Raw genomic sequence first — 22307 nt, 5'->3', positions numbered from 1 at the left:
GGTAAGTATAAGATTTTATTTATTTAATAAAGATAAAAAAATAGTAGTAATAGTAATAGGGCCTGTGGATATGTGGATAACCCCGTTTAAAGATGTAAAAACAGTCTATCTACATGTGGATAGACTGTGCGTAAAACAAGGTAAGTTATTCACACTATTCAGCTACTACTACTTTAAAATATCATTAATTTCTTCGACGTGTTTTTGTAATTGAGTATCCGTTTTTAATAGCTTCGAAATTTTTTCGTGAGCATGGATTACTGTTGTATGATCGCGGCCACCAAATTCTTCACCTATTTTTGGTAAAGATGAGTCCGTAAGCTCGCGTGATAAATACATTGCAATTTGGCGAGGGAATGCAACGGATTTTGTACGTTTTTTTGCTTTGAAATCTTCTAATTTTACTTGATAGACGCCCCCAACAGCCTTTTGAATATCTGAAATAGAAATAATTCTAGGTATAGAGTTTGGAATAATATCTTTAAGTGCTTCAGCTGCTAAATCAGCATTAATATCTTTATTAATTAAAGATGAATAAGCTACAACTCGAATAAGTGCACCTTCTAACTCACGAATGTTAGAATCAATTTGATTTGCAATATAAAGCATAACCTCATTTGGTATATCAAGGCCTTCTGCTTTTGCTTTTTTACGTAAAATTGCAATTCTAGTTTCTAAATCTGGTGGCGTAATATCCGTAATTAAACCCCATTCAAAGCGAGAACGAAGGCGATCTTCTAAAGTTGGGATTTCTTTTGGTGGTCTATCACTTGAAATCACAATTTGTTTACTTTCTTCATGCAACGCATTAAATGTATGGAAAAACTCTTCCTGTGTTTGTTCTTTTCCAGCAAGAAATTGAATATCATCTATCAGTAAGACATCTACATTACGATATTTATTACGAAAATCGACAGCTTTATTATCACGAATAGAGTTAATGAATTCATTTGTGAATTTTTCAGATGACAAATATACAACTTTTGCATTCGGGTTGTGTTCAATTACATAATGCCCAATTGCGTGCATTAAATGTGTTTTTCCAAGTCCAACGCCCCCATAAATAAAGAGCGGATTATAAGCTTTAGCTGGCGCCTCAGCTACAGCTAAAGAAGCAGCATGTGCAAAACGATTACCAGAGCCAATAACAAATGTATCAAATGTATATTTTGGATTTAACATGCTCTGTGGTAAATGAGTAGAATCATCTTGTGCTCGATTTTTTTTAATAGGAGGAAGATCGATATCCTCTTCCGCCTGACTTTGGGGAATAATAAAACGAATAGCTAGTTTTGCCCCTGTTAAATCATAAAGTGTTTCGGAGATTAATTCCGAATAATGGGATTCTAGCCAGTCACGAGCAAATTCATTTGGAGCTGTAATAGTTAATACATCTTTTTTCAAGTTATGAGCGGTTGTTGATTTTAACCATGTTTCATAACTCGGCTTACTTACCTTTTTTTCTAATTCTTTCAAGGCACTATTCCATAAATCAGAGATATTTTCCAAAGGTGTCCCTCCTTTACAAAGATGGTAAAAGAATAAGGTTGTGCAACAATTGTACAACCCATAAGTATTTTAAATGCATATTTATACGAAACGTATTTTAAAATATAAAAACGTTGTTTGTATCCGAGATAGAGTTTTCGACAAAAAAACAAATGTGGACAACTATTTACCCACATGTGATTTAAACTGTCCACATGTTATACACAAATTGTGGATAAAATAAAGATGTGGAAAACTTATTCAAAGTGAAAACACAACTATAATATCAAAAAACAGTAGCTATAGCAATGAATTTAAGAAAGTTATCCACAAAATCAATACCTTGTGGAATAAACTTGTCCACAACACGATATACTGTGTAAAAGTAAAAAAAGAGTTTGTGGATATAAAAAAATCGAAAATATATTTATCCACAAGGAAATATAGGGGCTGTGAAAAAGTCTGTGAATAGGTTCAAAATGAATATTTGATGAAAATTTCAAGAACCATTGACATTTTCCTAGTTGATTTACTATAATTTATTAGACTGTCTTTAACAGATATTCCTCAGGGAGGTGTCATATAATGAAAAGAACTTACCAACCAAATAAACGTAAGCGCAGCAAAGTACATGGTTTCCGCAGCCGTATGAGCACAGCGAACGGACGTAAAGTGCTAGCAGCTCGTCGTCGTAAAGGAAGAAAAGTATTATCTGCGTAGACCACTGATCGTTCAGTGGTCTTTTTTTCTAATAATAATGAATTTCCGCTGATGAACTACAGGAGTGTCAATTGATATGAAGAAAAAAAATCGTATAAAAAAGAATGATGAATTTCAGGCTGTTTTCCAAAAAGGACAGTCGAATGCTAATCGTCAGTTTGTTGTATACCAATTAAATAAAGAAAAACAGCCATACTTTCGCATCGGCCTTTCTGTTAGTAAGAAAATAGGAAATGCAGTAGTTCGTAATCGAATCAAGCGTATGATTCGCCAAGCGATTATGGAATTAAAAGATGAGATAGATTCTGGAAAAGATTTTGTTATAATAGCAAGGAAGCCTTGTGCAGAGATGACATATGAAGAAGTAAAGAAAAGCTTAATTCATGTCTTTAAACGCTCTGGTATGAAAAGAATAAAAAAGTAGCGTAAGGAAATGAATTACACTATATACATACCGATACAAGGAGGAGTAGGCTTTGAAAAAGAAACTAGGTTTACTAGCCATGGTTGTTGCATTAATGGCAATTGCTACTGGTTGTAGTGAAACGGGTCAGCCGATTACGCCAAATAGTACTGGGATTTGGAACGAATATTTCGTATATCCACTGTCTCAGTTAATCACGTATTTTGCAGAATTATTCGGTAAGAATTATGGTTTAGCAATCGTTGTTACGACTCTTATTATTCGTTTTGCATTATTACCATTAATGATTAAACAAACGAAAAGTACGAAGGCAATGCAAGCGTTACAACCAGAAATGGTAAGATTAAAAGAGAAATATAGCTCTAAAGATCAAGCAACACAGCAAAAACTACAACAAGAAATGATGCAGTTATATCAAAAAAATGGTGTAAATCCATTAGCAGGATGTTTACCAATTTTTGTTCAGATGCCTATTTTATTCGCGTTTTATCATGCGATTATGAGAACATCAGAAATTAGTAAGCATACATTCTTATGGTTTGATTTAGGACAGGCAGATCCTTACTATATCCTTCCAGTTGTTGCGGCTATTACGACTTTTATTCAGCAAAAACTTGCAATGGCAGGGACGGCTGGACAAAACCCGCAAATGGCAATGATGATTTGGCTTATGCCAATCATGATTTTAGTCTTTGCAATTAACTTCCCAGCAGCACTATCACTATACTGGGTAGTTGGTAACATCTTTGGTATTGCTCAAATGTATTTGATCAAAGGGCCTGAAATTAAGGCTAGTAAGGCAGGAGGATCAAGCAAGTGAGTATAATTACTGCTAAAGGACAAACAGTCGAGCTGGCAGTACAAGATGCTTTAAGACAATTAAACGTTTCGAAAGATCGAGTGGATATAAAGATTATTGATGAGGGTAAGAGGGGATTCCTAGGTTTATTTGGGAATCGCCCCGCTATAGTAGAAGTTGTAGTGAAGAAAGATCCCATCCAAGAGTGTGAAGAATATTTAAAAAACGTTATTCGCAATATGGGTGTGGAGGTTGAGATTAGAAAAGTTGTAAAAGGCCGCGAAGCGGAATTTACAATTTCTGGTGAAAATGTAGGTGTTTTGATTGGCAAAAGAGGAAACACCTTGAATTCTTTACAGTATTTAACAAAACTTGTGGCAAATCGTAATACGAAGCAATATATTGGCATCACACTAGATGCTGAAAATTATCGTAGTAAAAGAAAAAGTACGTTAGAATTGCTTTCTTATCGATTAGCAAAACAAGCAGTAAGTACGAAAAAAAGAGTTATGTTGGAACCTATGCCATCTTTTGAACGAAAGATTATTCATCAGGCATTATCTAATCATCAAAATATCATTACAACTTCTGAAGGAAAAGAACCACATCGATATGTTGTAATATCTTCCAAGTGACCGGTTACTCAATTGAGTGCCGGTTTTTTTGAGGCGAAAATAAATGTGGATAACTAAAAAACCACTAACTTATCCACTGTTAATAAGTTTAGTGTTTTTTACATGAGGACATAATAAAATGAGTTATTATTCTTTTGCAGATAGGTTCGTTATGGTATCCTAATAATTTAGTGACGTAAAAAAATCATGTTGAAATAGATATAAATAAGCAAGTGAGGTGAAAGGACATGGAATTTGATACAATTGCCGCAATTTCCACAGCTCTTGGGGAAGGTGCAATTGCCATTGTTCGAGTAAGTGGGGATGATGCGATTGAGAAAGTCGATCGCATTTTTAAAGGAAAAGATTTAACACAGGTTGATTCTCATACAATTCATTATGGTCATATTGTCGATTTAGATACAAATCAAGTAATTGAAGAAGTTATGGTATCGATTATGCGTGCACCTAGGACTTTTACGCGTGAAAATATAGTAGAAATCAACTGTCATGGTGGACTTGTTTCGGTAAATAAAGTATTACAGCTTATTTTAGCACAAGGAGTACGTTTGGCAGAGCCTGGTGAATTTACGAAACGTGCTTTTTTAAATGGGCGTATTGATTTATCACAAGCGGAAGCTGTTATGGATTTAATCCGTGCAAAAACAGATCGTGCTATGAACGTGGCAATTAACCAAATGGAAGGGCGATTATCTAAATTAATTGGCCGCCTGCGTCAAGACATATTGGAAACGTTAGCCCATGTTGAGGTAAATATAGATTACCCAGAATATGATGATGTAGAAGAGATGACGCATAATATTTTAATTGAGAAAGCTACACATGTTCGTGCTGAAATTGCAAAAATATTAGAAACATCGAAGCAAGGAAAGATTTTACGTGAAGGTATTGCTACTGCGATTATTGGTAGACCTAACGTTGGGAAATCATCGCTATTAAATAGTCTCGTTCAGGAGAAAAAGGCAATCGTAACTGATATTGCAGGAACAACGAGAGATGTTATTGAAGAGTACGTTAATGTGCGTGGTGTACCACTTAAACTTATAGATACAGCTGGTATTCGTGAAACGGAAGATGTTGTTGAACGAATTGGTGTAGAGCGTTCAAAAGAAATGATGAGCCAAGCCGATTTAGTGTTAGTTGTAGTCAATTATAGTGAAGCTTTAACAAATGAAGATGAAGAACTATTCCGTGCCGTACAAGGAAAAGACTTCATTATTATTGTCAATAAGACAGATTTACCACAAGAAATTGATATGGAACGTGTTACAGAGCTAGCTGCAGGCAATCGTGTTATTACGACGTCTTTAATTGAGGAGCAGGGAATTGATGAGCTTGAAAAGGCGATAGCTGATTTATTCTTTGAAGGAGCAATTGATTCTGCAGATATGACATATGTTTCTAACACGAGACATATTGGATTATTAACACAAGCAGGAAAGACGATTGGAGATGCAATTGAAGCGATAGAAAATGGTGTTCCAATCGATATGGTACAAATTGATTTAACAAGAACGTGGGAAATACTTGGTGAAATTACTGGTGATACCGTCCATGAAAGTTTAATTGACCAGTTATTCTCTCAGTTTTGTTTAGGAAAATAATAAAACGAAGCAACGTTTTAGAAAGATAGAGATTATTAGGAGGAATAAACAATGGGATACAATGCCGGTTCATACGATGTCATAGTAATCGGTGCAGGTCATGCAGGATGTGAAGCTGGTCTTGCGGCAGCACGAATGGGCTCAAAAACCTTAATGTTAACAATTAACTTAGATATGGTAGCATTCATGCCATGTAACCCTTCTGTTGGTGGACCAGCAAAAGGGATTGTTGTTCGTGAAATTGATGCATTAGGCGGAGAAATGGGACGCAATATTGATAAAACGTATATTCAAATGCGTATGTTAAATACAGGTAAAGGACCAGCTGTACGTGCGCTTCGAGCACAAGCTGATAAATTCTCTTACCAGCATGAATTAAAGAAAACAATTGAAGAAACACCAAATTTAACGTTGTTCCAAGGAATGGTAGAGCGTTTAATCGTTGAAGATGGCGTATGTAAAGGGGTAATTACACAAGCTGGTGCTGAATATACAGCAAAAACAGTCGTAATTACGACTGGAACATTTTTACGTGGTGAGATTATTATGGGTGAATTAAAATATTCGAGCGGTCCAAATAATCAGCAACCATCTATTACATTATCTGAGCATTTAGAGGAGCTTGGATTTGATCTTGTTAGATTTAAAACAGGTACACCTCCGCGCGTGAACAGTAATACAATTGACTACAGTAAAACAGAAATTCAACCAGGTGATGATAAACCACGAGCTTTCTCTTTTGAAACGACAAAATTTATTATGGATCAAATTCCATGTTGGTTGACGTATACAAGTACAGAAACACATCGTTTAATAGATGAAAACTTACATCGCTCAGCTATGTATTCTGGTATGATTAAAGGAACAGGTCCTAGATATTGCCCTTCAATTGAAGACAAGGTAGTTAGATTTAATGATAAACCACGTCATCAAATTTTCTTAGAGCCAGAAGGTCGTAATACACAAGAGGTATATGTTCAAGGATTATCGACAAGTTTACCAGAAGATGTGCAACGTGACATGCTTAGAACAATCCCTGGTCTAGAAAATGTTGAAATGATGCGTACAGGTTATGCAATTGAATATGATGCAATTGTACCAACTCAATTATGGCCGACACTTGAAACGAAAAAAATTAAAAATTTATATACAGCAGGACAAATTAACGGAACTTCCGGTTACGAAGAAGCAGCAGGACAAGGGCTTATGGCTGGTATTAATGCAGCGTGTCGTTCTTTAGGTAAAAAGGAAGTTATTTTAGGTCGCGGGGATGCTTATATTGGTGTCTTAATTGATGACCTTGTAACGAAAGGTACAAATGAACCATATCGTTTATTAACGTCTCGTGCAGAATATCGCCTATTATTACGCCACGATAATGCTGATCTTCGTTTAACTGAAGTTGGTCGTGAAATTGGCCTAATTAAAGAAGATCGCTATGAGCGATTTACAAATAAAAAGTTACAAATTGAACAGGAAAAGGAACGTTTAGGGAGCATTATTATTAAACCACGTCCTGAAGTTCAAGAATTAATTCGTAGTGTTGGCGGAAGTGAATTGAAAGATGGAATACGTGCAAGTGACTTATTACGTCGTCCAGAGATGTCATATGAGCATATTCATCTTTTAGTACCAAGTGAAGTAGCATTAAGTGATGAAATTACGGAACAAGTTGAAATTCAGACTAAGTACGAAGGATACATTGAAAAATCTTTACAGCAAGTAGAGCGTATGAAGAAAATGGAAAACAAAAAAATCCCTGTGGATATTGATTATGATGCGATTTCTAGCCTTGCCTCAGAAGCGAGACAGAAATTGAAAGATGTTCGTCCACTTTCAATGGGGCAGGCTTCACGTATTTCTGGCGTAAATCCAGCTGATGTTTCCATTTTGCTTGTGTATATTGAACAAGGAAAAATTGCACGAGTATCGAACCAATAAATAGTAAGGAGATATTGCTAGATGAACATAGAACAATTTCAATCTATGCTAGAAGAGAAGGGTATCACCCTCTCTTCTAGACAATTAGAGCAGTTCAAAATCTACTTTGAAACGTTAGTAGAGTGGAATGAAAAAATGAATTTAACAGCTATTACGGAGAAGGAAGAAGTATACTTAAAACACTTTTTTGATTCTATTACAGCTGCTTTTTATTATGATTTTTCGAAACCATTCTCTATTTGCGATGTTGGCGCAGGAGCTGGATTCCCAAGTATCCCGCTGAAAATCTGTTTCCCACATTTAAAAGTAACGATTGTAGATTCATTACAAAAACGTATTAATTTCTTAAATCACTTAGCGCAAAAATTAGAGTTAAGTGATGTTGCCTTTTGTCATGATCGTGCTGAAACATTTGGGAAAAAAGAAGGTGTACGTGAATCATACGATATTGTAATGGCACGTGCAGTCGCGCGTCTTTCTGTATTAAGTGAGCTATGTTTACCACTTGTAAAAGTTGGAGGAACATTTATTGCAATGAAAGGTGCTGCAGCGAACGAAGAAATTGAAAATGGTAAGTATGCTTTAGAGGTGCTAGGCGGGGAATTAAAAGAAATGTCTACGTTCCAATTACCGTTTGAGGAAAGTGAACGTAATATTTTATTAATCGAGAAAAAGCGCAAGACACCAAAGAAATATCCACGCAAACCGGGAACACCCAATAAATTACCTATTGAAAAGTAAATCTTATTAGACGTAAGATTGAATTATATAAATGAAAACGTAAATGTTTCATAGGAAACATTTTATGGAGAATAGTCAATAGGCCTAAAAGGTGGTGGAATATGTATGAAAAATACGTTTTCTCGTTTATTTGGCTTTGGAGATAAAGAGAGCGAATTCGAATTACAAGAGGAAAGCCATGAAGAAATAGATAAAAAGGTATATGAGGAAATACAAGAAATCCCGATAGTAAATATTACCCCTAACCGTTATCAACCACGAACAGTTTTCGATGATGCACGAATCGAGGAATTAGCATTAACGATTCGTACTCACGGGCTTATCCAGCCGATTGTCGTGAGGCAATATGAGGATGATAAGTACGAGATTATTGCTGGAGAAAGGCGTTTCCGCGCAGCAACGAAGTTAGGGTGGGAAAAGGTTCCTGCAATTATAAAGAACTTAAATGATACAGAGACAGCTTCTGTAGCGCTAATTGAAAATTTGCAACGTGAGGAATTAACAGCAATCGAGGAAGCTGTGGCATATCAAAAGCTGATTGAGTTACATAATTTAACACAAGAAGCACTGGCACAACGACTTGGAAAAGGGCAATCCACAATCGCAAATAAGTTGCGATTGTTAAAGTTGCCTGAAGAAATAAAAAGTGCGTTATTGGAAAAAAGTATTACAGAACGTCACGCTCGTGCTCTCATTCCTTTAAAAAATGAGGAATTACAACTGAAGGTTTTACAAGAAATTGTGGAAAAACAACTGAATGTAAAACAAACAGAAGAACGAATTGCAAAATTACTAGAGGAAGCAAAACCGAAGCGTAAAGCAAAGCAAAAAGCAGTAAGTAGAGATACGAGAATTGCTATGAATACAATTAGGCAGTCATTACAAATGGTTGCTAATAGTGGTTTAAATGTTAATTCTGAGGAAGAAGAATTTGATGAGTACTATCAAATTACGATTAAAATTCCGAAGAAAAAATAATAATGGCGTGTTAGAGACCTTATCCTATTGGAGAGGTCTCTTTTACTATATTTTCTTGTTAATGAAGAAGGAGTTTAGAAATAAATTTTGAAGTTTAATAAGGACGTAAAAGAAAAGCTTTTATTTCATGTTACAATAAACGTAATTGTTACTAGAATAAGATAGAAAGGTTGAAAGTAGGTGACATCATGGGAAAAATCATTGCTATTGCTAATCAAAAAGGCGGTGTTGGAAAAACAACAACATCTGTTAATTTAGGGGCTGGATTGGCACAAGTAGGAAAAAAAGTCCTTCTCGTAGACATTGATGCTCAAGGAAATGCCACGACTGGTGTAGGAATTGAAAAGTCTGAATTAGATCAATGTATTTATAATGTTCTTGTAGAAGATGCAGATGTTCAAGGAGTTATACGGAAAACCGCAACTGAAAACTTAGATGTTCTACCCGCTACAATTCAATTGGCCGGTGCTGAAATTGAATTGGTACCGACTATTTCCCGGGAAGTACGTTTGCAAAGGGCATTACAGCCAGTTCGTGATGAATATGATTATATTATTATCGACTGTCCCCCATCCTTAGGGTTATTAACGATTAATGCATTAACAGCAGCAGATTCAGTTATTATTCCTGTTCAGTGTGAATATTACGCACTAGAAGGATTAAGTCAGCTATTAAATACAGTTCGACTTGTGCAAAAACATTTAAATAAAAATTTAGCAATTCAAGGTGTATTGTTAACGATGTTGGATGCCCGTACAAATTTAGGGATTCAAGTTATAGATGAGGTGAAAAAATACTTTAGGGATAAAGTATATCGTTCGATTATTCCTCGAAATGTGCGCTTAAGTGAGGCGCCAAGTCATGGGAAACCGATTATGCAGTATGACGCTAAATCAAGAGGAGCAGAAGTATATATAGATTTAGCAGAGGAAGTGATTGCAGGTGGCTAAAGGATTAGGAAGAGGGATTAATGTGTTTTTTCCTGATTTGGATGTGAAGGAAGAAGAAACAATTCAGGAGATTATAGTAACTGAATTAAGGCCAAATCCATATCAACCACGTAAGCATTTCAATAAAGAAGCAATTCAGGAATTGGCGGCTTCTATTAAAGAACATGGCATATTGCAACCATTAATCGCTAGAAAGAGTATTAAGGGATATGAAATTGTTGCAGGTGAAAGAAGATATCGTGCTGCTAAAGAGGCTGGACTTGAAAAGGTGCCTGCTGTTGTAAGGCAATTAAACGAGCAGCAAATGATGGAATTTGCTTTGCTTGAAAACTTACAACGAGAAGATTTAAATCCTATGGAAGAGGCAATGGCATATCAGATGTTAATGAATGAGCTAAATGTAACGCAAGAACAATTAGCGAAACGTCTTGGTAAAAGCAGACCTTACATTGCAAATTATACTCGGTTATTAAGCCTCCCTTCGTTCGTACAAGATATGATTGCAAATGGTCAACTTTCAATGGCTCACGGTAGAACCTTACTTACGATAAAAGATGAAGAACAGCTGAAGTCTTTATTGAAACGAATCGAAAAAGAAGGATTAAATGTTCGCCAATTAGAAAAAATTGTCCAGGAGATTAATCAAAGCGTTTCACGTGAAACAAAACAGATAAAAAAAGAGCGAAATATATTCTTCGTAGAGCGCGAAACGTTCTTAAGAGAAAAGTTTGGTACAGATGTAAAAATTAAAGAAACAAAAAAAGAAAAAGGTAAAATTGAAATTGAATTTTTCAATAAAGAAGATTTAAATCGTATTTTAGAATTATTATCACAGAAAAACTAAAAAGCAAACCATCTTATTATTTAGAGATGGTTTGCTTTTTTTAACGCAGATAATTTTTGGTCCGTTTCTTTGATACTTTGTGCGATTACATCAGCCATTTTCATGACTAAACTTAACCTTGTATTTTGAAGAACGAAAAACTCCATAAAACCATTTAGATTGACGATGCCATGTATATGCAAATCACCAACTGCAGGTAATTTCTTATTCATCGCAGCTCCAGGTTTACTAGGTCCCTTTCCGGTAGTGATTGAACCGATACTTTGAGATTTTCCTAAGCATGCATCAACAGCAATTATAAAAGAGGTAGGATTTTCTTTCTGTATATTCTGAATTTTCTCTTCTAAATTTAACGCATGTATTGGTTCATCTAGTGTGCCGAATACTTGGAAGTTCTTAATTTCTACTTGTTCCAGTTTTGTACCGACTAATGGACCGAGTGCGTCACCGGTGGAACGATCCGTCCCAATACAAACGAGAATAAGTGGTGTATTAGTTCTAATAGGGATATGGGAAAGTAGGAAATTACTGATTGTCTCGGAGGCTTCTAAGTCTTGATGCATAACATTTTGAGTTTCTTTTTCGAAAAAAGGTAAGCGAAAACTTCCAATATTCATGAAGCACCCATCCTTTTAATAAATTTTCAAAATATGTTATACGTTGAGTAAAATGGAAAACTATAAGTGCGTACTTTTTGCAAAATGTGAGTGAAAACGGAAATAATAGTACTAGTATATATATATTCGCTCCATTTTATACCTGGATAAAAGCTAACAAATGGAATTAAAGTCATAAAATTTTTTCAGAAATCAGAGAGACTTCTGATACAATAAGAAGGATAACTAAAAAGAAATTTTAGCTGGAGAGGTAGAGGTACATGGATTTAGCGTTGAAATGGTTTGAGTCTATTGATTGGACGAATATAGGTGTAAAATCACTACAAATAGTCGTTATTTTAATACTTGGTGCAATCGTTGTACGAGTTGCAAGGGCAATTGTACGAAATGCATTTCGTATGGGAAGTCGCTCGCCAATTCAAATTTCAGAACGTCGTACAGTTACAGTAGCGAAGTTACTTGAAAATATTGTGGCATACGTTGTTATGTTTATTATGTTAATTGCGATTTTAGGCGTGTTCAATATTAATGCATCAGGTCTATTAGCTGGTGCTGGGGTCATTGGTTTAGCGGTCGGATTTGGTGCCCAAAGTTTAGTGAAAGATGTCATTACAGGACTATTTATTTTGTTAGAAGATCAGTTTTCAGTAGGTGACTATGTAAGAATTGGTCAGTTTGAAGGAGTCGTTTTAGAAATTGGACTTCGTACGACAAAAGTAAAGAGTTGGACAGGTGAAATTCATACTTTGCCAAACGGAAGTATCATTCAAGTTACTAATTTTTCAGTCAGTAATAGTGTGGCATTCGTTGATGTATCTATTTCGTATGAGGCTGACATAGCAAAAGCAGAGCAAGTAATTGAAGAGTTATTAGTAGAATTACCTGCAAAGTATGAGAAGATGGTAACAACACCCCAATTGTTAGGTGTACAAACATTAGCTGCATCAGAAGTTATATTACGTGTTATTGTTGAAGTGGAGCCAATGCAACATGCAGTTATTGCAAGAGCCCTTCGTAAAGAAATTAAAAATCGTCTAGATTTACATGGAATCGAAATTCCATATCCACGTATGGTTTTATATAATCGTGAAGAATTGGTTAGTGAAAAGGCAATTTAGTATAGAGAGGGGTTTGGAGAGTGGAGCAAAAGCAATATAACTTGTACGATGTTGTGGAAATGAAGAAGGCCCATCCATGTGGTGTAAATCGATGGAAGATTATTCGTATGGGAATGGATATCCGCATTAAGTGCGAGGGATGTGACCATTCGGTAATGATTCCTCGAAGAGAGTTTGATCGTAAGGTAAAAAAAATACTTGTGAAGCATGAAGAATAGAGAGAAAGTAACAGTTGCAGTAGGCAATTGTTACTTTTTTTCGTTTGGAGGAAACTTGTCATTTTTTTCGTTACTATCTATAATGATGAAAGATTGAGACATAGGAGTGAAAAATATGGGATTAACGGCTGGGATCGTTGGATTACCTAACGTAGGAAAGTCCACTTTATTTAATGCAATTACACAAGCAGGAGCAGAATCTGCGAACTATCCATTCTGTACAATTGACCCAAACGTAGGGATCGTAGAAGTACCAGATGAGCGTTTAAATAAATTAACGGAATTAGTAGAACCGAAAAAAACTGTTCCGACTGTATTCGAATTTACTGATATTGCAGGTATCGTAAAAGGTGCAAGTAAAGGTGAAGGATTAGGAAATAAATTCTTATCTCACATTCGCCAAGTAGATGCAATTTGCCAAGTTGTTCGTTGTTTTGAAGATGAAAATATTACGCACGTTTCAGGAAAAGTAGATCCAATTGATGATATTGAAACAATCAACTTAGAGCTAATCTTAGCAGACTTAGAGTCTGTTGATAAACGTATCGAGCGTGTTGCGAAGTTAGCAAGACAAAAAGATAAAGAAGCTGTATATGAGCATGAAATTTTAGTTCGTTTAAAAGAAGCTTTTGAAGAGGGAAAACCGGCTCGTACTGTTGAATTTACAGAAGAGCAAATGAAGATTGTTAAAGGCCTTCATTTACTTACAACGAAAGAAATGCTATACGTAGCAAACGTAAGTGAAGATGATATTATGGATCCTTCTGAAAATAAATATGTACAAATGGTAAAAGAATTTGCTGCAAATGAAAATTCTCAAGTTATCGTTGTATGTGCAAAAATCGAATCAGAAATCGCTGAGTTAGACGAAGAAGAGAAAAAAGTATTCCTGGAAGAACTAGGTATTGAAGAATCAGGTTTAGATCAGTTAATTCGTGCTGCATATGACTTATTAGGACTTGCTACTTACTTCACAGCTGGTGTGCAAGAAGTGCGTGCATGGACGTTTAAACAAGGTATGAAAGCACCACAATGTGCTGGCGTAATTCATACAGACTTTGAGCGTGGATTTATTCGCGCAGAAACAGTTTCTTATGATGATTTAATGACAAACGGTTCTATGACAGCTGCAAAAGAAGCTGGAAAAGTACGTTTAGAAGGAAAAGAGTATATCGTAAAAGACGGAGATGTTATGCACTTCCGCTTTAACGTTTAATTTAATATTTCCTAGGAAAAATAAAGATATGAACTTGGCAAATATATTATGTGTTTGCCAAGTTTTTTACGTATTGGTGAGTTGATTCATATAACTTACTATGATATAATCTAAACTCGTGAGTAATTACTATAAATTAATTGCTCCTTGCCCATTATGGGCCGTTTAGACCAAAAGGAGGTGAAAGTGTAATGAGAAAGTACGAAATTATGTACATCATTCGTCCTGGCGTTGAAGAAGAAGCTCAAAAAGCTTTAGTTGAACGTTTTGCAGGTGTTTTAACAAACAATGGTGCAGAAATCATTAACACGAAAGAGTGGGGTAAGCGTCGTTTAGCTTACGAAATCAACGACTTACGTGAAGGTTTCTACATGATCTTAAACGTGAACTCTAACTCAGAGGCGATTAACGAATTCGACCGTTTAGCTAAGATCAACGAAGATATCCTTCGTCATATCGTTGTTAAAGAAGAAGAAAAATAATTGATATATAAGGGAGAGTGGTTCGATTGATGAATCGTGTTATCCTCGTTGGTCGTTTAACTAAGGACCCTGACTTACGTTACACGCCCAATGGTGTTGCAGTAGCTACTTTTACGTTAGCTGTGAATCGCGCATTTGCGAATCAACAAGGTGAGCGTGAAGCTGACTTTATTAATTGTGTAATATGGCGTAAACAAGCAGAAAACGTGGCAAATTATTTGAAAAAAGGTAGCTTAGCAGGCGTAGACGGACGTCTTCAAACTCGTACTTACGATGGACAAGATGGTAAACGTGTATATGTAACAGAAGTTCTTGCGGAGAGCGTACAATTTTTAGAGCCGCGTAATGGCGGTGGGGAGCAACGTGGTTCATTCAATCAGCAACCATCAGGAGCTGGTTTCGGTAACCAAAGCTCTAACCCATTTGGTCAATCTAGTAATTCAGGTAATCAAGGTAACTCTGGATTTACGAAGAATGACGATCCATTTTCGAATGTTGGTCAACCGATTGACATTTCGGACGACGATTTACCATTTTAATGGTATGAATCGGCTATTTTTAACAAAGAATGGAGGGAATAGACATGGCAGGACGCAAAGGTGGACGTGCGAAGCGTCGTAAGGTGTGTTTCTTCACATCTAACGGCATCACTCGCATTGACTATAAAGATGTTGATTTATTAAAACGTTTCGTTTCTGAGCGTGGTAAAATTTTACCTCGTCGTGTAACAGGAACAAGCGCAAAATACCAACGCAAACTTACAGTTGCAATTAAACGTGCTCGTCAAATGGCACTTTTACCATATGTTGGTGAATAATAGCGTATGAAATGCACAGTAGAGTCGGACTCTACTGTGCATTTTGCTATGCTTTTCTTTTTGAAAGAGAGGTTAGATGATGAAAAGTACGAAATTTATTACTGAGGGTGCAGCGTTATTGGCAATATATGCAATTTTATTGCTTATATCTATGTATGTTCCGATTTTAGGTATAGTTGCAATATTTGCGTTGCCGTTACCATTTATATTATTAACAGTAAGACATAAACTATCTAATGTGCTCGTGATTTTTGTAGCGGCGCTTTTTGTTACAATTATCGTGAGTCAACCGATTAGTCTCATAAAGACAGTGATGTTTGGGTTAATAGGTGTTGTATTAGGATGTATGTATAAAAAAGGGAAAAAACCAGTGGAGATATTAATAGCTGGAACACTTGCATATTTAATTGGTATGATGCTCATTTATGTAGGAAGTATAAAGTTTTTTAACATAGATTTAATGAAGCAAATGCAAAATATGTTTAGTGAAAGCATGGTGCAAAGTGAAAAAATAGCAAATGCGGCTGGTATGCCAGTTAGTAAAGAGCAAAAAGAGTTATTTGCACAAATGAATGATATATTACAAACGTTATTTCCAAGTATAATTGTGCTAGTTTCTGTATGTTTTTCTTGGATCACAGTGATAATATCAGGTAGTGTTTTGAGAAAGTTAAAGTACGACGCGACACCTTGGCCTAAATTTAAAGATATACAATTGCCAAAGAGTATTGTCTGGTATTACGTCATATTTATTTTGCTATCAACTTTCATGAAAGTTGAACCAACATCATATTTACATATGGTATTTTCTAATCTATATGCAATCTTTTCGTTGCTGCTTGTATTGCAAGGATTAACGTTTATCACCTTTTTAGCACACAAAAAAGGTTTTACGAAAGGCGTTCCTATTATTAGTTTTATCGTATGTATGTTTATTCCAATGCTGTTTCCTCTTGTGACAATCTTAGGTATAATTGATTTAGGGATTTCATTGCGTTCTAAAATGCAATGAAAAACAAAGGGATAAAACAGCATTTTTATGCTGTTTTAAGGTGTTTAATCTGTTTAACCAACTAGAAATTGAGTTGGTTTTACGTTATAGGAGTTGTATACATGCCTGAATTTTATAAGAAACAGTGGTTTTTATATCCTGTTTACGTATTGGCATTTTTTGTGTTGGTGCTAATCTCGATTCTTTGTTATTTTCACTTAATTATGGGGATAGCCGCCTTTTTTATTTTTAGCATCGTTTTCTTTTTAGTTATACGATTTGAACTTAACTTTCAAAGGAATTTTGAAAAGTATACGACAGATATGATTACTAGGGTAAAAAAAGTGAGTAACGAAGCATTCAACCAGATGCCAATCGGTATATTGTTATACAATAAGGAGTATGGGATTGATTGGGCAAATCCTTACTTGTCTTCATGTTTGGGGCAACACGCATTAGCTGGGTGGCATCTGTACGATGTATCAGAAACATTACTCCTTTTTATTAAAGGAGAGACTTCTGACGATATAGTATCTTTAAATAGTCGAAAGTTCCGTGTTTTTGTAAGGAAAGAAGAAAAACTAATTTATTTTTTTGATGTAACTGAGCAAACAGAGATTGAAAAAATGTATGAGGATCAGCGTACGGTTTTAGCCGTTATTTATTTAGATAATTATGATGAAGTTACACAAGGATTAGATGATCAATTACGTACGAATATAACAAGCCTTGTAACGTCACGTCTAAATGAATGGGCTGTTAAGTATGGTGCTTATTTAAAACGTGCATCTTCAGAGAGGTTCTTCGTTGTACTAAATGAAAGTATTTTAGCGCAAATGGAGAAAGGTAAGTTTAGCATTTTAGATCAAGTGCGTGAAGAAACGTCCAAAAGGAATATACCACTTACATTAAGTGTAGGTGTCGGATCAGGTGATATGCCTTTATCAGAGCTTGGAGCAATGGCTCAATCTGGTTTAGACCTTGCGCTTGGACGTGGTGGAGATCAAGTAGCTATCAAACAAGCGACAGGTAAAGTTAAATTTTACGGCGGTAAAACGAATCCGGTCGAAAAGCGTACTCGTGTACGTGCTAGAGTTATTTCACATGCATTAAAGGATTTAGTATTAGAAAGCAGTAATGTCATTATAATGGGGCATAGGGCTCCTGATATGGATGCGATTGGTGCAGCGATTGGTATTTTAAAGGTAGCTCAATTAAATGAGCGCAAAGGATATATTGTACTAGACGAAAATGATTCGGATAAAGGAATCAAACGTTTGATGGATAAAGTGAAACAAAATGAAGAGTTATGGTCACACTTTATTACACCAGGGCAAGCGATGGAATTTGCAAATGATGATTCATTACTTGTTGTTGTTGACACGCATAAACCTTCGATGGTGATGGAGGAAAAACTGTTACATAAGATTGAAAATGTAGTGGTTATTGACCATCATCGCCGCGGGGAAGATTTCATTGAAGATCCATTGCTTGTTTATATGGAACCGTATGCTTCTTCAACAGCAGAGCTTGTTACAGAATTACTTGAGTATCAACCGAAAAATTTAAAGATGACAATGTTAGAAGCAACGGCATTGTTAGCTGGTATTATCGTTGATACGAAAAGTTTTACATTCCGTACAGGTGCACGCACATTTGATGCAGCTTCTTATTTACGCTCGCATGGTGCAGACACTGTACTTGTACAAGAACTTTTAAAAGAAGACATGAATCAGTATTTACGAGTTGCAAAAGCCATTAAAAATGCGTACATTTATAAAAATGGAATTGCGATTGCTAAAGTTGATAGTGATGATTATTATGATCAGGTGCTTATTGCGCAATCAGCAGATACGTTATTGACGATGACAGGTATCATTGCATCATTTGTTATTGCGAAACGTGGAGAGAATTTCATTGGAATTAGCGGTAGGTCTTTAGGTGAATTGAATGTACAGCTAATCATGGAGAATTTAGGAGGTGGCGGGCATTTGACAAATGCAGCCACACAAATGAAAAATGTTACAGTAGATGAAGCTGAGGAGAAGCTTCAATTTGTTATTGATGACTATTTACAGGGAGGCACACAATCATGAAAGTAATTTTTCTAAAAGACGTAAAAGGTAAAGGGAAAAAAGGAGAAATAAAAAACGTACCAGACGGTTATGCAAATAATTTCTTATTAAAACAAGGATTAGCTGCCGAAGCAACAAACAGCAGTATGAAAACTTTAGAAGCTCAAAAACGTAAAGAAGAAAAAGATGCAGCAGCAGAGCTTGAAAACGCAAAACAATTAAAAGGAACATTAGAGGAACTAACTGTAGAATTAAAGGCGAAATCTGGAGAAGGTGGCCGCTTATTTGGTTCTATCACGAGTAAACAAATTGTAGATGTAATGCAAAAATCACACAAGATTAAACTTGATAAACGTAAATTTGAAATGGACGATGCAATCCGTGCATTAGGTTATACAAACGTCACTGTGAAATTGCATCCGCAAGTAACAGCAACAGTAAAAGTTCATGTTAGTGAACAATAAAAATAAATTAAGCAAGGAGGATTGCGCATGAGTGATGTAATGGCTGATCGTACCCCTCCGCATAATATAGAAGCTGAGCAGGCAGTCTTAGGTGCCATATTAATTGATCAGGATGCGTTAACGTCAGCATCGGAACTATTGGTACCTGACTCATTTTATCGAACGAAACATCAAAAGATTTTTGAAGTCATGCTTGGGTTGTCTGATAAGGGAGAACCAATTGACTTAGTAATAATGACATCATCGATGGCTGATCAAGGATTACTAGAAGAAGTTGGTGGGGTTTCTTATCTAGCAGAGTTAGCAGAAGTTGTTCCAACAGCTGCTAACGTAGAATATTATGCACGCATCATCGCTGAAAAGGCGCTTTTACGTCGTTTAATTCGAACGGCGACTCATATTGTATCGGATGGATACGAGAGAGAAGATGATGTGGACGGCCTTTTAAATGAGGCTGAGAAAAAAATATTAGAAGTATCTCATCAAACAAATGCAAAAGCATTTCAAAATATTAAAGATGTTCTTGTAGATGCTTATGATAAAATTGAACTTTTGCATAATCAAAAAGGTGAAGTTACGGGAATACCAACTGGATTTACTGAATTAGATAAGATGACCGCGGGTTTTCAGCGAAATGATTTGATCATCGTGGCGGCGCGTCCATCGGTAGGGAAAACTGCATTTTCATTAAATATCGCACAAAACGTAGCGACAAAAACTGATGAAAATGTAGCGATCTTCAGTCTAGAGATGGGCTCTGATCAGCTTGTTATGCGTATGCTTTGTGCAGAAGGAAATATTGATGCACAAAGACTTCGTACCGGTTCATTAACTTCTGATGATTGGGCAAAATTAACAATGGCGATGGGTAGCCTTTCTAATGCTGGTATATATATTGATGATACACCAGGGATTAAAGTGAATGAGATTCGAGCAAAATGTCGTAGGTTAAAGCAAGAACAAGGTCTTGGTATGGTCTTAATTGACTATTTGCAGCTTATTCAAGGTAGCGGGAAATCAGGAGAAAACCGTCAGCAGGAAGTATCTGAGATTTCTCGTACATTAAAAGGGATTGCACGTGAATTGCAAGTGCCTGTTATTGCCTTATCGCAGTTATCTCGTGGTGTAGAATCTCGTCAAGATAAACGTCCAATGATGTCTGATATTCGTGAATCGGGAAGTATCGAGCAGGATGCTGATATTGTAGCTTTCCTGTATCGTGAAGATTACTATGACCGAGAAACGGAAAATAAAAACACCATTGAAATTATTATTGCAAAGCAGCGTAATGGTCCCGTAGGTTCAGTAGAGCTTGCATTTGTTAAGGAATTTAATAAATTCGTCAACTTAGAACGACGCTTTGAGGATGGGGCATAAAGGCAGTATAAAAAAGAAACACATTTCTTATAATAAGATGTGTTTCTTTTTTTATATAGGAAAGATAAGGCTTTCATAAGATGAAAATATAATTCTTACGAACGAAAATGAATTTTAATAAAAAAATGTTCGCTTTTTGGTTGACTTCTTTTTCGGTTTTGGTACAATTATATTGTTTGAATAGATCGTTTGAAAATCGCGGAGGTGCTTTAATAATGTCTTCAGTAGTAGTTGTAGGAACACAATGGGGCGACGAAGGAAAAGGTAAAATCACTGATTTTCTTTCTGAGCATGCGGAAGTAGTTGCAAGATATCAAGGTGGAAATAACGCGGGACATACAATTGTTTTCGGCGGAGTTAAATATAAATTACACTTAATTCCATCTGGTATTTTCTATAAAGAGAAAATTTGTGTAATCGGAAATGGATTAGTAGTAGATCCGAAAGCATTACTTGAAGAGTTAAAATACTTACACGATCGTGGTGTAAGTACTGATAATTTACGTGTAAGTAACCGTGCGCACGTTATTTTACCTTATCACTTAAAACAAGATGAGTTAGAAGAAGCGAGTAAAGGTGATAACAAAATCGGTACAACGAAAAAAGGTATCGGTCCTGCATATATGGATAAAGCTGCTCGTATCGGTATCCGTATGGCTGATCTTTTAGACCGTGAAGCATTTAAAGAGAAGCTTGAGCGCAACTTAGTAGAGAAAAATCGTTTATTTGAAAAAATGTACGACACAGAAGGTTTCAGCGTAGAAGATATCTTTGAAGAGTACTTCGAATACGGACAACAAATCGCGCAATATGTATGTGATACATCTGTTGTATTAAATGATGCACTAGATAACAATCATCGTGTATTATTCGAAGGTGCACAAGGTGTTATGCTTGATATTGACCACGGTACGTATCCGTTCGTTACATCTTCTAACCCAATTGCTGGTGGTGTAACAGTTGGAACTGGAGTTGGTCCTGCGAAAGTGACTCGCGTTGTAGGTGTATGTAAAGCATATACAAGCCGCGTTGGTGATGGTCCATTCCCTACTGAACTTAATGATGAAATCGGTCATCAAATTCGTGAAGTTGGTCGTGAATACGGAACAACAACTGGTCGTCCACGCCGCGTAGGTTGGTTCGATAGCGTTGTTGTAAGACATGCACGTCGTGTTAGTGGTTTAACGGATCTATCATTAAATTCTATCGACGTTCTAACAGGTATTTCAACTCTTAAAATTTGTGTTGCTTACAAGTACAATGGCGAAGTTATCGATGAAGTTCCAGCGAACTTAAATATTTTAGCGAAATGTGAGCCTGTATACGAAGAGCTTCCAGGTTGGACAGAAGATATTACTGGTGTGAAATCATTAGATGAGCTTCCTGAAAATGCAAGAAAATACGTAGAGCGTGTTTCTGAGTTAACAGGAATTCAATTATCTATGTTCTCAGTTGGACCAGATCGTAATCAAACAAATATCGTTCGTAACGTATACGAAGCTTAATTGATATTTTCCTGAAAAAACTCATGTCCGCATGAGTTTTTTCTTATCTTTTATAAAAAAATAAAAAAAGGTATTGCAAAAACAAAAGAAAACATGTTATGATACATCTTGTCGTCACGAAATATGACGTTGGTGAGTATGAGCCATTAGCTCAGTTGGTAGAGCATCTGACTTTTAATCAGAGGGTCGAAGGTTCGAATCCTTCATGGCTCACCATTTTTAATTTAATGCGGGTGTAGTTTAGTGGTAAAACAAGAGCCTTCCAAGCTCTGGTCGAGAGTTCGATTCTCTTCACCCGCTCCA

23 protein-coding genes and 2 tRNA genes are annotated in these 22307 nt (G+C 36.0%); 23 read left to right on the top strand and 2 right to left on the bottom strand.

The window, feature by feature from the left end:
* Positions 1-168: 168 nt before the first annotated feature.
* Positions 169-1509 (bottom strand): chromosomal replication initiator protein DnaA, encoded by a 1341-nt coding sequence (gene dnaA, locus BAQ49_RS03625; RefSeq protein ID WP_071744228.1) that lies wholly within the window; start codon positions 1507-1509, stop codon positions 169-171.
* Between the two features lie 564 nt (positions 1510-2073).
* On the opposite strand from dnaA, the gene rpmH reads away from it, so the two are divergent.
* The 10 genes from rpmH to spo0J all read left to right on the top strand — a co-directional run bounded on the left by rpmH (position 2074) and on the right by spo0J (position 11124).
* Positions 2074-2208 carry a 50S ribosomal protein L34 gene (gene rpmH, locus BAQ49_RS03620; protein WP_000831901.1) on the top strand — a complete coding sequence of 45 codons (135 nt, stop codon included), beginning with the start codon at positions 2074-2076 and terminating at the stop codon, positions 2206-2208.
* A gap of 76 nt (positions 2209-2284) precedes the next feature.
* The gene (rnpA, locus tag BAQ49_RS03615; RefSeq protein WP_071744227.1) at positions 2285-2632 is read left to right on the top strand and encodes a ribonuclease P protein component; all 348 of its coding nucleotides are present in this window, start codon (positions 2285-2287) and stop codon (positions 2630-2632) included.
* Between the two features lie 52 nt (positions 2633-2684).
* Entirely contained in the window at positions 2685-3452 is a 768-nt protein-coding gene (gene spoIIIJ / locus BAQ49_RS03610; RefSeq protein ID WP_071744226.1) for a YidC family membrane integrase SpoIIIJ, read from the top strand.
* Entirely contained in the window at positions 3449-4066 is a 618-nt protein-coding gene (jag, locus tag BAQ49_RS03605; RefSeq protein ID WP_071744225.1) for an RNA-binding cell elongation regulator Jag/EloR, read from the top strand. The genes spoIIIJ and jag overlap by 4 nt, the downstream gene beginning before the upstream one ends.
* Positions 4067-4293: 227 nt before the next feature.
* Complete coding sequence (mnmE, locus tag BAQ49_RS03600; RefSeq protein ID WP_071744224.1) at positions 4294-5670, top strand: tRNA uridine-5-carboxymethylaminomethyl(34) synthesis GTPase MnmE; 1377 nt, start codon at positions 4294-4296, stop codon at positions 5668-5670.
* Between the two features lie 51 nt (positions 5671-5721).
* On the top strand, positions 5722-7611 hold the full coding sequence (gene mnmG / locus BAQ49_RS03595; protein ID WP_071744223.1) for a tRNA uridine-5-carboxymethylaminomethyl(34) synthesis enzyme MnmG: 1890 nt from the start codon (positions 5722-5724) through the stop codon (positions 7609-7611).
* A gap of 21 nt (positions 7612-7632) precedes the next feature.
* Positions 7633-8352: a 16S rRNA (guanine(527)-N(7))-methyltransferase RsmG gene (gene rsmG / locus BAQ49_RS03590; protein WP_001019628.1), complete on the top strand. Its 720-nt coding sequence runs from the start codon at positions 7633-7635 to the stop codon at positions 8350-8352.
* 105 nt (positions 8353-8457) lie between these two features.
* On the top strand, positions 8458-9330 hold the full coding sequence (noc, locus tag BAQ49_RS03585; RefSeq protein WP_071744222.1) for a nucleoid occlusion protein: 873 nt from the start codon (positions 8458-8460) through the stop codon (positions 9328-9330).
* A gap of 188 nt (positions 9331-9518) precedes the next feature.
* A complete protein-coding gene (soj, locus tag BAQ49_RS03580; protein WP_000516117.1) occupies positions 9519-10280 on the top strand; it encodes a sporulation initiation inhibitor protein Soj in 762 nt (253 codons plus the stop codon).
* Complete coding sequence (gene spo0J / locus BAQ49_RS03575) at positions 10273-11124, top strand: stage 0 sporulation protein Spo0J (protein WP_083596240.1); 852 nt, start codon at positions 10273-10275, stop codon at positions 11122-11124. The genes soj and spo0J overlap by 8 nt, the downstream gene beginning before the upstream one ends.
* A gap of 20 nt (positions 11125-11144) precedes the next feature.
* On the opposite strand, the gene yyaC is transcribed toward spo0J, so the two are convergent.
* Entirely contained in the window at positions 11145-11741 is a 597-nt protein-coding gene (yyaC, locus tag BAQ49_RS03570) for a spore protease YyaC (RefSeq protein ID WP_071744220.1), read from the bottom strand.
* 260 nt (positions 11742-12001) lie between these two features.
* Here yyaC and BAQ49_RS03565 point away from each other — a divergent pair, with 260 nt between their 5' ends.
* The 13 genes from BAQ49_RS03565 to BAQ49_RS03505 all read left to right on the top strand — a co-directional run bounded on the left by BAQ49_RS03565 (position 12002) and on the right by BAQ49_RS03505 (position 22307).
* Entirely contained in the window at positions 12002-12859 is an 858-nt protein-coding gene (locus BAQ49_RS03565) for a mechanosensitive ion channel family protein (RefSeq protein ID WP_071744219.1), read from the top strand.
* Positions 12860-12879: 20 nt separating this feature from the next.
* Positions 12880-13077, top strand: a complete 198-nt coding sequence (locus BAQ49_RS03560) for a DUF951 domain-containing protein (RefSeq protein ID WP_000436055.1) — start codon at positions 12880-12882, stop codon at positions 13075-13077.
* 115 nt (positions 13078-13192) lie between these two features.
* Positions 13193-14293, top strand: coding sequence for a redox-regulated ATPase YchF (ychF, locus tag BAQ49_RS03555; protein WP_000524664.1), 1101 nt, complete (start codon positions 13193-13195; stop codon positions 14291-14293).
* Between the two features lie 191 nt (positions 14294-14484).
* On the top strand, positions 14485-14775 hold the full coding sequence (gene rpsF, locus BAQ49_RS03550) for a 30S ribosomal protein S6 (RefSeq protein ID WP_001233782.1): 291 nt from the start codon (positions 14485-14487) through the stop codon (positions 14773-14775).
* A gap of 26 nt (positions 14776-14801) precedes the next feature.
* A complete protein-coding gene (gene ssb / locus BAQ49_RS03545) occupies positions 14802-15314 on the top strand; it encodes a single-stranded DNA-binding protein (protein WP_071744218.1) in 513 nt (170 codons plus the stop codon).
* Positions 15315-15358: 44 nt separating this feature from the next.
* Positions 15359-15592 (top strand): 30S ribosomal protein S18, encoded by a 234-nt coding sequence (gene rpsR, locus BAQ49_RS03540; RefSeq protein WP_000918874.1) that lies wholly within the window; start codon positions 15359-15361, stop codon positions 15590-15592.
* Between the two features lie 79 nt (positions 15593-15671).
* A complete protein-coding gene (locus tag BAQ49_RS03535) occupies positions 15672-16604 on the top strand; it encodes a YybS family protein (protein WP_071744217.1) in 933 nt (310 codons plus the stop codon).
* Positions 16605-16705: 101 nt separating this feature from the next.
* On the top strand, positions 16706-18679 hold the full coding sequence (locus BAQ49_RS03530) for a DHH family phosphoesterase (protein WP_071744216.1): 1974 nt from the start codon (positions 16706-16708) through the stop codon (positions 18677-18679).
* Positions 18676-19122, top strand: coding sequence for a 50S ribosomal protein L9 (gene rplI / locus BAQ49_RS03525; protein ID WP_071744215.1), 447 nt, complete (start codon positions 18676-18678; stop codon positions 19120-19122). Before BAQ49_RS03530 ends, rplI begins: the two co-directional genes overlap by 4 nt.
* A 27-nt stretch (positions 19123-19149) precedes the next feature.
* Positions 19150-20499 (top strand): replicative DNA helicase, encoded by a 1350-nt coding sequence (gene dnaB, locus BAQ49_RS03520; RefSeq protein ID WP_071744214.1) that lies wholly within the window; start codon positions 19150-19152, stop codon positions 20497-20499.
* Positions 20500-20714: 215 nt separating this feature from the next.
* A complete protein-coding gene (locus BAQ49_RS03515; RefSeq protein WP_071744213.1) occupies positions 20715-22004 on the top strand; it encodes an adenylosuccinate synthase in 1290 nt (429 codons plus the stop codon).
* Between the two features lie 140 nt (positions 22005-22144).
* A tRNA-Lys gene (locus BAQ49_RS03510) sits at positions 22145-22220 on the top strand.
* A 13-nt stretch (positions 22221-22233) separates the two neighbouring features.
* A tRNA-Gly gene (locus BAQ49_RS03505) sits at positions 22234-22307 on the top strand.

It is taken from the genome of Bacillus proteolyticus (assembly GCF_001884065.1).
Classification (GTDB): domain Bacteria; phylum Bacillota; class Bacilli; order Bacillales; family Bacillaceae_G; genus Bacillus_A; species Bacillus_A proteolyticus.
The sequence above is the reverse complement of the archived record's forward strand: the minus strand, read 5'-3'. Positions and strand labels throughout refer to the sequence as shown.